Origin of the sequence: uncultured Martelella sp., assembly GCF_963677965.2 — a bacterium.
GTDB lineage: Bacteria > Pseudomonadota > Alphaproteobacteria > Rhizobiales > Rhizobiaceae > Martelella > Martelella mangrovi.
On record NZ_CAXXFM010000002.1, the window covers coordinates 140,740 to 155,959 of the forward strand.

General features: G+C 61.3%; 12 protein-coding genes. 6 read left to right on the top strand and 6 right to left on the bottom strand.

Features of this window, described 5'->3' with window-relative positions; genetic code table 11:
- Window positions 1–117 precede the first annotated feature (117 nt).
- From ACHZCU_RS17945 to ACHZCU_RS17955, 3 genes are all read left to right on the top strand, one after another.
- Complete coding sequence (locus ACHZCU_RS17945) at window positions 118–786, top strand: protein-L-isoaspartate O-methyltransferase (RefSeq protein WP_319520126.1); 669 nt, start codon at window positions 118–120, stop codon at window positions 784–786.
- A 153-nt stretch (window positions 787–939) separates the two neighbouring features.
- A complete protein-coding gene (locus ACHZCU_RS17950) occupies window positions 940–1,656 on the top strand; it encodes a DUF2497 domain-containing protein (RefSeq protein ID WP_319519940.1) in 717 nt (238 codons plus the stop codon).
- 233 nt (window positions 1,657–1,889) lie between these two features.
- The gene (locus ACHZCU_RS17955) at window positions 1,890–4,802 is read left to right on the top strand and encodes a valine--tRNA ligase (protein ID WP_319519941.1); all 2,913 of its coding nucleotides are present in this window, start codon (window positions 1,890–1,892) and stop codon (window positions 4,800–4,802) included.
- A 314-nt stretch (window positions 4,803–5,116) separates the two neighbouring features.
- On the opposite strand, the gene ACHZCU_RS17960 is transcribed toward ACHZCU_RS17955, so the two are convergent.
- Complete coding sequence (locus ACHZCU_RS17960; RefSeq protein WP_319519942.1) at window positions 5,117–6,103, bottom strand: aldo/keto reductase; 987 nt, start codon at window positions 6,101–6,103, stop codon at window positions 5,117–5,119.
- Window positions 6,104–6,235: 132 nt separating this feature from the next.
- Between ACHZCU_RS17960 and ACHZCU_RS17965 the strand changes: the two genes are divergently transcribed.
- Complete coding sequence (locus ACHZCU_RS17965; protein ID WP_319519943.1) at window positions 6,236–7,480, top strand: DNA repair exonuclease; 1,245 nt, start codon at window positions 6,236–6,238, stop codon at window positions 7,478–7,480.
- Window positions 7,481–7,482: 2 nt separating this feature from the next.
- The gene (locus ACHZCU_RS17970) at window positions 7,483–10,920 is read left to right on the top strand and encodes an AAA family ATPase (protein ID WP_319519944.1); all 3,438 of its coding nucleotides are present in this window, start codon (window positions 7,483–7,485) and stop codon (window positions 10,918–10,920) included.
- Here ACHZCU_RS17970 and ACHZCU_RS17975 read toward each other — a convergent pair whose 3' ends face one another.
- From ACHZCU_RS17975 to ACHZCU_RS17995, 5 genes are read right to left on the bottom strand one after another with little or no spacing between them, the layout of a single operon-like run.
- Entirely contained in the window at window positions 10,921–11,433 is a 513-nt protein-coding gene (locus ACHZCU_RS17975) for an MgtC/SapB family protein (RefSeq protein ID WP_319519945.1), read from the bottom strand. It lies immediately after the preceding gene.
- Between the two features lie 18 nt (window positions 11,434–11,451).
- Window positions 11,452–11,889 (bottom strand): HIT family protein, encoded by a 438-nt coding sequence (locus ACHZCU_RS17980; protein WP_319519946.1) that lies wholly within the window; start codon window positions 11,887–11,889, stop codon window positions 11,452–11,454.
- A 32-nt stretch (window positions 11,890–11,921) separates the two neighbouring features.
- The gene (locus tag ACHZCU_RS17985) at window positions 11,922–13,097 is read right to left on the bottom strand and encodes a GNAT family N-acetyltransferase (protein ID WP_319519947.1); all 1,176 of its coding nucleotides are present in this window, start codon (window positions 13,095–13,097) and stop codon (window positions 11,922–11,924) included.
- A 22-nt stretch (window positions 13,098–13,119) separates the two neighbouring features.
- Window positions 13,120–13,830, bottom strand: coding sequence for a glycerophosphodiester phosphodiesterase family protein (locus ACHZCU_RS17990; protein WP_319519948.1), 711 nt, complete (start codon window positions 13,828–13,830; stop codon window positions 13,120–13,122).
- 1 nt (window position 13,831) lies between these two features.
- Window positions 13,832–14,299 (bottom strand): RidA family protein, encoded by a 468-nt coding sequence (locus ACHZCU_RS17995; RefSeq protein WP_319519949.1) that lies wholly within the window; start codon window positions 14,297–14,299, stop codon window positions 13,832–13,834.
- A 92-nt stretch (window positions 14,300–14,391) separates the two neighbouring features.
- Here ACHZCU_RS17995 and ACHZCU_RS18000 point away from each other — a divergent pair, with 92 nt between their 5' ends.
- Window positions 14,392–15,201, top strand: a complete 810-nt coding sequence (locus ACHZCU_RS18000; RefSeq protein ID WP_319519950.1) for an EipB family protein — start codon at window positions 14,392–14,394, stop codon at window positions 15,199–15,201.
- The last annotated feature ends 19 nt before the right edge of the window (window positions 15,202–15,220 follow it).

The following is a 15,220-nucleotide window of genomic DNA, read 5'->3' on the forward strand; positions in this document are numbered from 1 at the left end:
CTTGCCATGGACCGTCGGCTCATTTAAGTAAAACACCAAGGGCTGGGTGACTGTCCCTTTTACCGGTCCGCGGCTTTGAACGGCCCGCGAAAACGCACTGTGAGGTTGATGGCAATGATGAATTTCGAAACGGCCCGTGAGAAGATGGTGGAGTGTCAGATCCGCACCACCGATGTGACAGCACACCCGGTTATCTCTGCATTTCTTTCGGTCCCGCGTGAGGCATTCCTGCCGGCAGCGCTGAAGCCGCTTGCCTATATCGACGAGGATATTCAGGTAAAGCCCGCCACCGCCGAAGGGCCGGCCCGCTACATGATGGAGCCTTCTCCGCTGGCAAAGCTGATTCAGCTTGTCGAAGTGTCGAAGAGCGATGTCGTCCTCGTGGTTGGTGCGGGCGAGGGCTATGCGGCTGCCATTCTTTCGCTTCTGGCCCAGTCCGTTGTCGGCATCGACAGCGACGAGGAGCTGGTGCATTCGGCAAGCGAGAACTTCATCGAACTGGGCTATGACAATGCCGCTGTCGTTGTCGGCGAGCTGACAGCCGGCTATCCCTCCGAAGCGCCCTATGACGTGATTTTCGTCAACGGTGCGGTGGAATACGTTCCTGAAACACTGCTTGAGCAGTTGCGCGACGGTGGCCGGCTGGTCTGCGTCGAGGGGGCCGGCAATGCTGCGCGCGCCAAGGTCTGTCGCCGGGATGGCGATGTGTTTTCCGAGCTCCTGTCCTTCAATGCGGCCGTCAAGCCGCTGCCGGGCTTTACCCGCGAAAAGGCTTTCGAGTTCTAGGCACAGCCCGCAGATCGTCCGCATCCCTTTAAAAAACTGTGTACGATACTGAAAACACGATGTTTTCAAAGGGGATAGGTGTTGGAATTGGTCTATCGTCAGGTATGATTCGGAACGACGAGAAATTCGCATAAGCGCGCGGAAAGGTTTGTCATGGCGCAGCCGAAGTTGCAGCAGGAACCATCAATGGAAGAAATTCTGGCGTCCATCCGTCGGATTATCGACAGTGGTGAAGATGCCGGACGCTCGCCCGGATACCGTTCCTCGCAGCCGCGTGATGCCGGTCCCGATCTGGCCGGCAGTGACGATGCACCGCAGTCGCACGACCAGATGGACGAAAGCTGGTATCAGCGCGAAGAACAGCCTGTGCATGAGCCTGTGATTGTTTCACGTCATCATGCGGCCGGTGAACCGGTTACCCCCGAAGAGCCGCAGTCGCCGGAACCGACGCAGTTTGCGCCGCATGAAGCCGAACAGCAGGTCTACGGCGAAGCAGAGCAACAGGCCGCGCATGATGCCGTCGAGGAAACGGCGGCAGAGCAGCCTTTTCAGGCGGTCTATCCGGGAACGATGGGTGAAGTGGCCCGCCAGGTGCGCGAAGCAAGCGGCCAGATCCACGAAGCCGAGACGGACGACAGCGCGGTAAGCAATGACGCGCCTCTGCTGTCCGGTGAATCCGAAGTGCGTATTTCCGAAGCGCTGCGCGAATTGTCCACCGCGCTTGAGCGTGAAGGCGCCCGCGGCATCGAAGAGATTGTCGCCGAAGAACTGCGCCCGCTGTTGAGCCAATGGCTTGAAACGCACATGCCGTCGATCGTCGAAAATGCGGTTGCGCGCGAGCTTGAGCGTATGCGCACCGCCAAGCACTGATCTCGGCCGGTCGCTGGTTATATTCGTCGCCGGCACAATATGCCATTAAGGCCGCCTCCTTCGGGGCGGCTTTGTTGTTGACAGGCTTTGCGCCAAACGCTTAACAACATCTGGCCGTAAACCGGCCCCGGACCGGCTGAATAAAAGGGCCGGAAGATAACGGAAAGACGGTTGGTCGCCCTTCGTTCGGGTCCCGGTCCGATCATTCTTTCAAAGCAGGAATTGGCACAGAAATGCTTGAAAAGACTTATGACGCCAAGAGTGTCGAACCCAAGATCGCACGCCGCTGGGAAGAGCAGAATGCTTTCCGTGCAGGCGCCAATGCAAAGCCGGGGGCGGAGTCTTTCAGCATTGTGATCCCGCCGCCGAACGTGACCGGCTCGCTGCATATGGGCCACGCGCTCAATAATACCCTGCAGGATATTCTGACCCGCTTCGAACGCATGCGCGGCAAGGATACGCTGTGGCAGCCGGGCATGGACCATGCCGGTATCGCCACGCAGATGGTTGTCGAACGCCAGTTGATGGAAAAGCAGCTGCCCGGGCGGCGCGAACTTGGCCGCGAGGCGTTTATCGAGAAGGTCTGGGAGTGGAAGGACGAATCCGGCGGTCAGATCCTCAACCAGCTGAAACGTCTTGGCGCCTCCTGCGACTGGTCGCGCGAGCGCTTCACCATGGATGAAGGGCTGTCCGAAGCTGTTCTGGAAGTCTTCGTCTCGCTCTACAAGCACGGGCTGATCTACCGCGGCAAGCGCCTCGTCAACTGGGACCCGCAGTTTGAAACCGCGATTTCCGATCTCGAAGTCGAGAACAAGGAAGTCGACGGCCATATGTGGCATTTCAAATACCCGCTGGCCGACGGCGAAACCTATACCTATGTCGAGAAGGACGAGGACGGAAACGTTGTTCTCGAGGAAGAGCGGAACTATATCTCGATTGCCACGACGCGACCGGAAACCATGCTTGGCGACGGCGCGGTTGCGGTTCACCCGTCTGATGAACGGTATGCGGCAATTGTCGGAAAATTCTGTGAAATTCCGGTCGGACCCAAGCAGAATCGCCGCCTGATTCCGATCATCACCGACGAATATCCGGACCCGGATTTCGGTTCCGGCGCGGTCAAGATCACCGGCGCGCATGATTTCAACGACTATCAGGTCGCCCGCCGCAACCATATACCGCTTTACCGTCTGATGAACGAACAGGCTGAAATGCGCACCGATGGCGAGCCCTATGCGCGGTGCGCCGGGCAGGCCATGGAGATCGCAAAATCGGGCGAACTGCCGGGCGAAGCCGAGGTCGACGATATCAACCTCGTTCCCGATGAATATCGCGGCCTCGACCGCTATACGGCACGCAAGCGCATTGTCGATGCGATCACGGCGGAAGGCCTTGCGGTCACCGTCAAGGATGACGAGGGCAATGATGTTCCCTTCGTCGAGAACAAGAAGATCATGCAGCCCTTTGGCGACCGTTCCGGCGTGGTTATCGAGCCGATGCTGACGGACCAGTGGTTTGCCGATGCCAAGACGCTGGCCGAACCGGCAATCGCCTCGGTGCGCGAGGGGCGCACCAAGATCGTGCCGCAGAACTGGGAAAAGACCTATTTCGGCTGGCTGGAAAATATCGAGCCCTGGTGCATTTCGCGTCAGCTGTGGTGGGGCCACCAGATCCCCGCATGGTATGGCCCGGATGGTTCCGTCTTCGTCGAAAAGACCGAGGAAGAGGCGCTGGAAGCGGCCATCCAGCATTACATCTCGCATGAAGGGCCCTGGAAGGCCTGGGTCGAGGAACAGCTGGAAAATTTCGAACCCGGCAATATTCTCACCCGTGACGAGGATGTGCTCGACACCTGGTTCTCATCCGCGCTGTGGCCGTTTTCGACCATGGGCTGGCCTGAGGAAACGCCGGAGCTTGCCCGTTACTATCCGACCTCCGTTCTGATCACCGGTTTCGATCTGATCTTCTTCTGGATCGCCCGCATGATGATGATGGGCCTGCATTTCATGAAGGATGAAGACGGCAATCCGGTCGAGCCGTTCCATACCGTCTACATGCACGCCCTGGTGCGCGACAAGAACGGGCAGAAGATGTCGAAGTCGAAAGGCAACGTCATCAATCCGCTCGACCTGATCGATGAATACGGCGCCGACGCACTGCGCTTCACGCTCGCCATCATGGCGGCGCAGGGCCGTGACGTGAAGCTCGATGAGAGCCGCATTGCCGGTTATCGCAATTTCGGCACCAAGCTGTGGAACGCCACCCGCTTTGCCGAGATGAACGGCATGAGGCTCGACAGCGCCTTCCGCCCGGACAGCGCCGGCCAGACCATCAACCGCTGGATCCTGACCGAACTTTCGAAGACCGCGGAAGAGGTGACCCGGGCCACCGAGGCCTATCGTTTCAACGAGGCGGCCGGCGCCCTCTATCACTTCGTCTGGCACGAACTCTGCGACTGGTATCTGGAACTGCTGAAGCCGGTCTTCATGGGCGAGGATGAAGGCGCCAAGGCGGAAGCGCAGGCCTGTGTCGGCTATGTTCTTGCCGAGACCTACAAGCTCCTGCATCCGTTCATGCCGTTCATGACCGAGGAATTGTGGGCCCAGATCGGCGGCGAGGGGCTGCTTTGCCATGCCGATTGGCATGTGCCGCTCTACCGCGACGACGAGGCCGCCGACGAGATCAACTGGCTTGTCGATCTCGTGTCGGGCATCCGCTCCGCGCGCTCGGAAATGAACGTGCCGCCGTCGGCCAAGGCCCCGCTGATCTTCGTCGGCGCGAATGCCACGACCCGCGAACGCAGCGCCCGCCATTATCCGGCAATCGAGCGTCTCGCCCGCGTCGATTCGCTCGATTTCGAAAAAATTGCGCCCAAGGGGGCCGCCCAGGTGATCGTCGGTGAGGCAACGGCCTGCATTCCGCTCGGCAGCCTGATCGACGTTTCCGCCGAAACCGCGCGCCTGGAAAAGGCCATCGGCAAGGTCGACAAGGATATCGATCGTTCGTCCAAGAAGCTCGGCAACGAGAAATTCATCGCCAACGCCGATCCGGAGGTCGTCGCAACCGAGCGAGAGCGTTTTGCCGAGCTGCAGAAACAGCGCGAACAGCTTGCCACGGCGCTGACCCGGGTGAGCGAAGCGGGCTAAGCGGAGCGGTTCGCGCAACGGCAATGAACAAGAGGGGCGGGGCATTTGGTGCGCCGCCTCGGGCTGCTGACAAACCTTTCCCTTTTACGGGCGTCATCCTCGGGCTTGACCCGAGGATCTAATCACCTCGCCACACGAGCGAGGTGGGCTTTTTGTAATGATCTGTTTGAGCCCAATATTTATACCGATACGCCTGTTGCATCGCGACGTGGTTGGACCCTCGGGTCAAGCCCGAGGGTGACGCTGAGAGGGTGGTGCAGGCTTTGTCCACAAGCTGAGGCAGTGCATTCGTGCGCCGCCCCTTTTCGGCTATCCTACCAGCGCTGATGAACATGGGGGGCGATGCGGTTGCGGTAGATTTCCGCCATTGCCTCCATCACATCGTCGCCGATCACCGGAAGGTCGGAGGCGCGCGCATTGCCCTTGGCCTGTTCGGCATTGCGGGCACCGGGAATGGCAACGGTGACGGCCTCGTTCATCAGGATCCAGCGCAGCGCGAAGGCTGCCATGGTTTCGCCGCCGGGCACGTGCTTGCGTACTTCTTCCACCGCGTCGAGCGCGATCTCGAAGGGCACGCCGGCAAAGGTCTCGCCAACATCGAAAGCCTCGCCCGAACGGTTGAAATTGCGGTGGTCTTCCTTGTCGAACCGGGTATCGCGGGTGATCTTGCCGGAAAGCAGGCCGGATGCCAGCGGCACGCGCACGATCACGGCGACATTTTTCCGTTTCGCCTCGGGCAGGAACAGGGATGCCGGGCGCTGGCGGAAGATGTTGTAGATGATCTGGACACTGGTGACGCCCGGATATTCGATTGCCTTCAGCGCTTCCTCGACCTTTTCGACGCTGACGCCGTAATTGGCGATCTTGCCCTTGGCCTTGATCGCCTCAAGCGCTTCGAACACCTCCGGCCGGTAGAAGGCCTCGGTCGGCGGGCAGTGAAGCTGCACCAGATCGAGCCGTTCCATTTTCAGGTTCTTCAGGCTGCGGTCGATGAAGCCTTCGAGGTTTTCGCGGTTGTAGCCTTCAACCGTATGCGGATCGAGCCGCCGCCCGGCCTTGGTGGCCACGAAGGGCTTCTCGCCGCCGCGGCCCGAAAGCACATCGGCGATGATCTTTTCCGAGCGCCCGTCGCCGTAGACATCGGCCGTGTCGATGAAATTGATGCCGGCGTCGAGTGCGGCGCTGAGCGCGGCGCGGCCGTCCTCCTCGCTGACCGACCCCCATGAACCGCCGATCTGCCAGGCGCCGAATCCGATATTGGAGACGGGGCGTCCGGTGCGGCCGAAATTGTGATAATGCATGCGTTCCTCCGGTTGATTTCTGATTCCTGCCCGAATGATGCAGACAGGACAAAGCGCCGGGCTGGCGCTTTTATGCTTGAAATGCTCTCCCCGGGTCTTTTACCCCTCGAAGACCGAAGAAAAAACAGGGAAATGCGATTTGTGACTTCGTTCCGCTTCATACACGCCGCCGATCTGCATCTGGGAAGCCCGCTTTCCGGGCTGATGCTGAAGGACCGGCAGATGGCGGAACGCTTTGCCGCCGCCGGACGCGCCGCTTTTTCCGCCCTGATCGAATATGCGCTGGCCGAAAAGGTCGATTTTCTGGTGATCGCCGGCGATGTCTATGACGGCGCCTGGAAGGACAATCATATCGGCCTGTTCTTCAATCGCGAGATCGCCCGCCTGTCGCGCGCCGGCATCCCGGTCTATTTCCTGCGCGGCAATCATGATGCCGAAAGCATCGTTACCCGCACGATCGCGATGCCCGAAGGCGTCCACGAATTTTCCACCCGCAAGCCGCAAACCTTCGTGCTGGATGACCTGAAAGTGGCGCTGCACGGCCAGGGCTTTGCCGAGCGCGTGGCGGCCGACAATCTGGCGCTTTCCTATCCTGCCGCTTTACCGGGCCATTTCAACATCGGCGTGCTGCACACCTCGCTTTCCGGCCGGCCGCCGCACGCCGTCTACGCGCCGTGTTCTGTCGCCGATCTCGCCGCGCGTGGCTATGACTACTGGGCGCTTGGCCATGTTCACGCCTTCGAGGCGGTCTCCACCGATCCGCCGGTCATCTATCCCGGCAATCTGCAGGGCCGCAATATTCGCGAGACCGGCCCGAAAGGGGTGGTTCTGGTCACTGTCGAAGACGATCGCCCGCGCTATGAGCGGATCATGCTCGATTGCGCCCGGTTCGAAACGGTGGACGTTCCGCTGGACCCTGAGATGGCAGATGGCGCCATTCCGGCGGCCATCGAGGCCGCGCTGTTGCCATTCGCCGAAACGGCCGATGAGCGTCCCGTAGCGCTGAGGGTCACGCTTTCGGGCCGGCACCCGGCGGCAGAGCGCATCAAGGCTGCGCGCTCACAGTGGCGCGATGATGTGCAGGCTGCCTGTCACCGCATTCATGCCGAGCTCTGGCTTGAAAAGCTGGTGATCGACGTCGATACCACAGATGCCGAAGCGCCGGCAGCCGAAACCGAGCTGATGGTCGATATCGACGCTCTGGTGCGCGACATCGCGTCCGGCCAGACACTGGCTGTCGAGGACATGATCGCGGAAATCGGCCGCAAGCTTCCGGGTGGTGCTGCGCCCGGAGAGCCGCTCTTGGGGGCCGGCGAACAGGAATTGCTGGCCGAGGCGCGCGATATTCTCAGGGCGCGGCTTGCGGGAGAGGGATAGGTATGCGGTTTCTGACGCTTGATCTCATTCGCTACGGCCATTTCACCGAACGCGAAATCGCATTCCGCCCGGATGCCGCGCTTCATATCGTCTATGGCCCCAATGAAGCGGGCAAATCTTCCGCGCTTTCCGCCTTTTCGGACCTGTTGTTCGGCTTTCCCGACCGCGATGTCGGATTTGATTTTCTCCATGATGCACGCGATCTCAGGGTCGGGGCTGAAATCCGCGCGCGTGGCGGCGAAACGCTTGCTTTCCGCCGGCGCAAGGGGCGCAAGAACACATTGCTTGCGGCCGGAAAAGAAGGCGACAGCGCGCTGAATGACGATGCGCTTTCCGGTTTTCTCGGCAGTCTCGACCGAACCGTCTTCGAGCGCGCCTTCGGGCTTGATTCCGAACGGCTGAGGGCCGGGGCGGCCGAAATGCTGGCCGATGGCGGCGAGATCGGACAGATCCTGTTTTCAGCCGCTTCCGGGCTGACGGGGCTGCGCTCCGTCGGTGAGGCGCTTGCCGCTGATGCCGACCGGATCTACGCCCCGCGCAAGTCGCAAAACCGCAGCTTCTATCAGGCGTTGGAGCGCCATGACGCGGCCCGCAAGGCCGAACGTGCGCTCGAACTCAATGCCAGCGACTGGAAGGCGCTGCTGCGCGAAGAAAGCGAGATCGAAGCGGAGCTTGCGGCTCTGGGTGAACGCCAGCACGCGCGGCGCACCCGCATGGCCGATCTCGACCGTTTGCAGCGGCTGCGCGGCCTGCTGGCCGAGGTCGATCGGCACGAGCGGGCACTGGCGCAATTTGCCGATCTCGAAGCCGTGTCGGAGGAAACCGGCGCGGAACTGGAAAAGCTTCAGCAGCGCGAAGCCCGCATGGCTGGCGAGGTCGAAGACAAGGCCGGTCGGCTGGTCGTGTTGCGCCGTGATTTCGAGGCCCTGAAAATCGATCACGCCCTGCTGGCCCGCCGGGAAGAGGTGAGGCGCCTTTACGCCGAAAGCGGCATTTACGCCCAGGCCCTGGAGCATCTGCCGGAGCGCGAGGCGGCGTTTCAGGAAGTCATGTCCGCGCTTTCGCTTCTGGCGTCCGATCTTGGTTTTTCCGAGATTGAAAATCTTGAAAAGAATAGACCGGACAATATCTTGCTGTCCGATTTTAAGGCGTTGATGGAAGAAGGGCGCAAGCGTGAAAGCGAGCTTGCGGCGCTTGAAAAGGGGCTTGCCGAAAACCGTCGCGCCGTCGAGGCGCTTGAAAGCGAGGACGGCGGCGGACAACTGGTTGATCCCGCGCCCCTTCGCCGCCGTTTCGATGCGCTGCGGCCGGAACTTGTCAAACTCGAAGACGCCGATGCGCTTGAGGCCGAGATCGCCGCGCGCGAACGGGCACTGTGCGAAGATGCGGCAGCACTTCGCCCGGCGGTGGCTGACATTCACGGGCTCTCGCGCGGGGCACTGCCGGATATCGCTGCGGTCAGGGCTGCCGGCGATCAGATTGCGGCCACGCAACAGGCTCTGGAAACACTCGACCGCAAGATTGCCGAAGGGGCAGCGGAGCGCGACCGGATCGAGGCACAGATGGCGCAGGAGGCCGGCGATGGCGCGGTGCTGACGCGTCAGGATATCGCTGCTGTCCGGCAGGAGCGCGACCGGGTTTTCGAGGTGTTTGTTGCCGGAAACGGGACGCGGGAGACCTATCTGGCCTCGGTCGTTGCCGCTGACGGGCTGGCCGACCGCGCGCTCGACAACGCGGAAAAAGTGGCCCGGCATGGCGAATATCTGAAACGGCTGGATGCGCTTCAACGTGAAGCAGACGAACGCGCGCGCGAACGTCAGGAGCTTACCGGCACATTGGCGGAGGAAACCGAAGATTTCAGGGCGCTGTTTCAGCCGTCAGCCGTCGAGGCATCGGGCCCGGAGCACATGCTCGACTGGCTGCGGCAGGTCGCACAGCTTTTCGAACGGCGCGAAGCGCTTTACGGCCTGATCGACCGCCGCAAGGGGCTGGAAAAGCTGAAAGCGGCGCTAGGTACAGGTCTTGCGGAACTTGCCGGCGATGTGGGAATCGATATGCTGGTTCTGCCGCTGGCGCGTTATGTCGAGGCGCGGATTGAACGCCTGAGCGAGCGCTGGGAGGATGCCCGCAGGCAGCAGGCCGAGATATCCGCGGCGCGGCAGGCAATTGCCCGTCGCGAGCAGGAGCTTGCAGCGCTGAAGACCGCCGGGGAGGATTTTGCCGGCCGTTATGCGCGTTGCCTTGCAGCCGTCGGGCTTGACGAAGGAACCGGTCTGGCGGCGGCGGAAACGGCCTTGCAGCTATGGGGCAGGGTGCCATCGCTTGTGGAGCGGAAAGACCGGCTCGGGCGTGAGATTTCGGCCGACCGGGAGCGGATCGAACGGTTCGACGCCGCTGCTGCTGCACTGGTGAGCGATCTGGCGCCGGACCTTGCCGGCAGGCTTGCTGCGGATGTGGTGCAGATACTGGGAGAGCGCATCGACCGGAACACGTCGGAGGCGGCACGGCGCAACACGCTCAAGGAAGCGGCCGATACGCTTGCCGGCGAAACACAGGCGCTGAAGGACGATCTCGACGCCTGCCGGGCAGAGCTTGCGGAAATTGCGCAATCCCTGCCCGATGGCGTTTCTGCAGACGGGCTGGCCGCACGGCTTTCCGAACGGGCGGCAATCCGCAGGGAGCTTGCCGAGGCGCGTCGCCGTTTTCTGGAAGGCAGCGAGGGGGCTGATGAAGCCGAAACCCGCGCACTTGCCGAAGGGCTGGACGTGATCGCCTGCCGGCAGGAGCGCGAGGCGCTGGCGGCAGAAGAGGCGGAAGACGAAACGGTGCGCGAAGACCTGTTGCAGAGGCGCGCTGCCTGCCGCCACCGCAAACAGGAGCTCGGGCGCGGAGAAAGCGCCGAACAGGCGGCTTTCGATCGGGTTTCGGCGGAAGAAGAAGCGCGCGAACTGGCGCGCGAATGGGTGGTGCTGAAGCTTGCGGGCAATCTGCTCGATGCCGCGATGGAGCGATATCGCGCCGGCCGCGCCGATCCGATCCTCGACAATGCGGCCCGGCATTTCGCAGCGCTGACCATGGGCGGCTTTGACGGATTGCTGCAGAATTACGGCGCCAATGACGAATTGCTGCTGGTCGCCCGCCGGGCCGATGGTGGCGAAGTGCCGGTCGAGGGGCTGAGCGACGGCACTCGCGACCAGCTTTATCTGGCGCTGCGACTGGCCTTTCTCGAAGATTATGCAAGCCGCAACGAGCCTGCGCCGCTGATCGTCGACGATATTTTCCAGACCTTTGACGATGCGCGCAGCGCGTCAGGCCTAAAGGCGCTTTCGGCGCTGGGCGGCGATATCCAGACAATCCTGTTCACCCATGAAAAAAGCCTTGTCGACATTGCCCGAAACGAGCTTGGCGACAAGGCTGATATCGTGATGCTGGAGCGATAGTCAGGTTTCGCCGGCGTGGTTATCCCGGGTCTTGCGGCGGCTGAGCCGCGTATGCACCTCGATCCGGTGCAGCACGAACAGCACGACGATGCCGAGGATCGAGGAAAATATTCCCAGCGTCCACAATCCGAGCCCGATGGTCAGGCCGATTGCGCCGGAAAGCCACAGTCCGGCGCCGGTTGTCAGTCCCTTGACGGTGCCTTTCTGGAAAAACACGATGCCGGCGGCGAGAAAGGCCACACCTTCGGTGATCGACTGGATCACGCGGGTCGGATCGATGCGCAGCACATCGCTGTCTTCCGGCATCAGGTCCGGCACTTCGGTGGAGACGATGACAAACAGGGCAGCGGCAAGACTGACGAGAATGTGGGTGCGCAGACCGGCCGAACGGTTCTGCATCTCCCGTTCAAGCCCGATCAGCCCGCCGAACAGCGCCGCACCCACCAGCCGGACGAAGAAGACAAGATTTTCGCGACCGCCTGTGGTGGTGATATCGTCAATCAGGGCTTCCATCGTTCTCCCGTCGGGTTGTTAAAGCTGCTCCCGGATCTTTTCGGCATTGGCCGAAAGCACCGCACTGTCTTCCATAACGCCCGAATGCCGCTTGAGGTCCACGCCGTCATGACGCGGGATGACATGGAAATGCAGGTGGAACACGGTCTGGCCGGCGGCGGGCTCGTTGAACTGGGCGATGAAAACACCGTCGGCAGCGAACGCGGTCTTGACTGCGCGGGCCATTTTCTGGACCACCGCCATGGCCTTGCCGACAACCACCGGATCGGCGTCCAGCAGATTGCGTGAAGGCTTGCGCGGGATCACCAGAACATGTCCCGGCGCCTGCGGCATCACATCCATGATGGCGACCACGTCGTCATCCTCGTAAAGCCTGGTGGCCGGTATCTCGCCGCGCAGGATCTTGGCGAAGATGTTGTCGTCGTCATATTCGGCAATGTGGGTTTCGTCTGCCATGGTATTCACTCCCTTTTGCAAGCCGGCTTGCGTCATTCGCTCTTCTTGTAGGGCGCATGTGCGCTCAGGATATCGTTGAAATGGGCAACGTCTTCCCGTTCGTGAACGAGAAATTCGGCCACCGCGTTCCGTAAGCCCTCATGGGTGATGTAGTGGGCGGAATGGGTGGTGACGGGAACGTAGCCGCGCGCCAGCTTGTGCTCGCCCTGGGCGCCGGCCTCGACACGGGCGAGATTGTTGGCGATGGCGAAATCGATGGCCTGATGATAGCAGACCTCGAAATGCAGGAACCGGTGATCCTCGACACAGCCCCAGTGGCGGCCGAAAAGCGCGTCGGACCCGATGAAGTTGATCGCGCCGGCGATATAGCGGCCGTCGCGCTTTGCCATGACGAGAAGAATATCGCGCGCCATGCGTTCGCCGATCAGCGAATAGAACTCGCGCGTCAGATAGGGACGGCCCCATTTGCGACTGCCGGTATCCATGTAGAATTCGAAGAACTGATCCCAGATGTCTTCCGTCAGGTCATCGCCGGTCAGCCAGTCAATGGTGATGCCGGCCTCGAGCGCCACCCGGCGTTCCTTCTTCAGCGCCTTGCGCTTGCGTGAAGCCAGTGTCTCGAGAAAATCCGCGTAAGCCGCATAGCCCTGATTGAGAAAATGAAACTGCTGGTCGGTGCGATGCAGGTAACCGGCATCATCGAAGACGGCCGTTTCCTCCTCCGGCACAAAGGTTACATGGGCAGAGGAGACATCGAGACGGTCGCTGACCGTCATCAGCGCCTCGGCCAGCACCTTTTGCACGGTGGGCTTGTCATAGCCCTCGCGCACCAGAAGATGGGGCGCGGTTGCTGGCGTAAACGGCAGCGAGGCCTGAAGCTTGGGATAATAATGCCCGCCGGCGCGCTCGAAGGCATCGGCCCAGCCATGGTCGAACACATATTCGCCCTGGCTGTGGTTCTTCAGATAGGCGGGCAGGGCGCCGATCAGCTTGCCGTCTTCCGTTTCAAGCAGGAGATGATGGCCAAGCCAGCCGGTCTCGGCGCAGGCCGAGCCTGATTCTTCCAGCGATGAAAGATAGGCGTGGGACAGAAACGGGTTATAGCCCGCACCGTCGAGCCCCGGGCGAACGCCCATGAGCGCGTTCCATTGCTCCGGGGCAATGGCGGTGAAGCTGTTTTCAATCCGGATTTGCAGGTTTTCGCTCAACAGAACTCTCGTCGCCGGTCAGTCACGCGGGATCGAACCCCTCGAATGTCATCTGATCGGCATATTGGAATGTGATCTGGCGGGCGCGGGCATTGCGAACGGTCCAGGTGATGACCGGCACGCCGTTATCGCGCAGGCCCGCGACGAAGTCGTTGGGCAGATCATCATAATAATAGGAGACAAAATCAAGGCCGATCGTCATGGCCCGGCGGTGTGTCTCGAATTTTTCCGGTGTGTGGCCGTTGGCGGTCAGCCCGAGCGGACAGGTGGCGCCCGCCGCCTTCAGCGCCGCCAATATCCCGGCATCGAAGCTCATCAGCGCGTGAGAGCCGGCATAGTCCTTCATCGCGGCCAGCACGGTGGCTGCGAAGTGGTCCGGGTCCGTCGGCCCTGATTTCAGCTCGATGACGAGCGGGACACGGCCGTCGGCCGCCTCAAGCAGGGCCTCAAGGCGCGGGATGGTCGCCCCTGACGTGCCGACCTTTATTGTTTCGATCTCCGCCGCGCCGAGCGATTCGATGGTATCGGAGCGCCCGCAAAGCCGCATGAGATCGTCGTCATGAAACACGATCACCTTGCCGTCGGCGGAAAGGCGAATGTCGCATTCGATGGCCAGGTCGTTGTCGATGGCGCGGACAAAGGCGGGAAGCGTGTTTTCCCAGATCGCCTCGTTCATGTCGTGATAACCGCGATGGGCAATCGGCCGGGCCGTCAACCAGTCATGGCGTTGCATCTCAGGCGATCTCCACGATTGCATCGATTTCAACGGCGGCGTTCAGCGGCAGCGCGGCCATACCGACGGCAGCGCGGCTGTGCTTGCCCGCATCGCCGAAGACTGCGGCAATCAGGTCGGAGGCGCCGTTGATAACCAGATGTTGGTCCGTGAAATCCGGCGCGGAGGCCACGAAACCCGATAGCTTCAACACCCGTTTGACCCGGTCGAGATCGCCGTCAAGCGCTGCATTGATCTGGGCGATGATATTGATGGCGCAGGCGCGTGCGGCCTTCTGGCCGTCTTCCAGCGAAACATCGGCGCCGAGATGTCCGGAGGCGACCATTCTGCCGTTTTCCGTCGGCAACTGACCGGAGATGAACAGCAGGTTTTCGGAGGCGGCGAAGGGGAGGTAATTGGCGGCGGGCGCGGAGGCTGCGGGAAGCGTGATGGAGAGGGCTTTGAGGCGATCTGAAACGGTTTCGGACATATTCGACTCCGGCTGATGAAAGGAATGTATCAACAATTGGCAGAACGGACACATTTCTATACACTTGGGTTACAAAGCCAAGGGGAATGTAAATGCGGATATTAGCGGCGACGGGAATTTTCTGGACCACTCTGGCGGTGGGGGCGTTGGCAGCCGGTCCGTCTGCCACCGGCGTTTCCCTGTTGCCGCACCGTGCGGTCTACGAGCTTTCGCTGGACCGGGCCTCGGCCCAATCGGGAATCGAGGGGCTTTCGGGCCGCTTCGTCTATCTGTTTTCCGGCAGCGACTGTGCCGGCTACACCACTGAAATGCGGATGGTCACCGATGTTGTCCGCGAAAGTGGTTCACTGGTGACTGACCAGGTTTCGTCTTCATTCGAAGATCACGGGGCGCTGGCCTTTTCCAACACGCTGTTTTCCGATTTTTCGCTGCAGTCGGAAACCGTCGGCGAGGCGCGGCGCACGGGCAAGGGCGGCGTTTCCGTCACATTCGGCGGCGATGATACGCAGCCGCTCGAATTGCAGGATGCCGAATTCCCGACCGAATACATGGCCAATGTCATTCTGGCGGCCGAAGATGGCCGCCGCACCTACGAGGCGACTTCGTTTGACGGTTCGGGCGAGGATGCCATGCGCGCAGTGACCGTTATCGGTGATCGTCGCAAGGGAAAAGACGGCGAGATGGGGTGGCCGATAACCTCGGCCTATTTCCCGATCGGCAAAGTGAGTGGCGACGAAACGCCTGATTATGCGATTTCGATGCTGATGTCCGCTGACGGGGTTGGCCGCGATCTGCTGATGGATTTCGGCAATTTCAAGATCGCGGGAAAACTGACCAAATTGGAAAAGCTTGAACGCGCGCCGTGCGAAACCGCGTCGGCAGCACTTTCGGTCAGGCCCTGAAGACGGTTTTTAGGCCGGA

Coding starts and splice junctions, on each gene's coding strand:
- ACHZCU_RS17995 (WP_319519949.1), bottom strand. CDS start 14,299: ATGTCCGAAACCGTTTCAGATCGCCTCAAAGCCCTCTCCATCACGCTT.
- ACHZCU_RS17975 (WP_319519945.1), bottom strand. CDS start 11,433: ATGGAAGCCCTGATTGACGATATCACCACCACAGGCGGTCGCGAAAAT.
- ACHZCU_RS17990 (WP_319519948.1), bottom strand. CDS start 13,830: ATGCAACGCCATGACTGGTTGACGGCCCGGCCGATTGCCCATCGCGGT.
- ACHZCU_RS17970 (WP_319519944.1), top strand. CDS start 7,483: ATGCGGTTTCTGACGCTTGATCTCATTCGCTACGGCCATTTCACCGAA.
- ACHZCU_RS17960 (WP_319519942.1), bottom strand. CDS start 6,103: ATGCATTATCACAATTTCGGCCGCACCGGACGCCCCGTCTCCAATATC.
- ACHZCU_RS17980 (WP_319519946.1), bottom strand. CDS start 11,889: ATGGCAGACGAAACCCACATTGCCGAATATGACGACGACAACATCTTC.
- ACHZCU_RS17955 (WP_319519941.1), top strand. CDS start 1,890: ATGCTTGAAAAGACTTATGACGCCAAGAGTGTCGAACCCAAGATCGCA.
- ACHZCU_RS17945 (WP_319520126.1), top strand. CDS start 118: ATGAATTTCGAAACGGCCCGTGAGAAGATGGTGGAGTGTCAGATCCGC.
- ACHZCU_RS17965 (WP_319519943.1), top strand. CDS start 6,236: ATGCGATTTGTGACTTCGTTCCGCTTCATACACGCCGCCGATCTGCAT.
- ACHZCU_RS18000 (WP_319519950.1), top strand. CDS start 14,392: ATGCGGATATTAGCGGCGACGGGAATTTTCTGGACCACTCTGGCGGTG.
- ACHZCU_RS17950 (WP_319519940.1), top strand. CDS start 940: ATGGCGCAGCCGAAGTTGCAGCAGGAACCATCAATGGAAGAAATTCTG.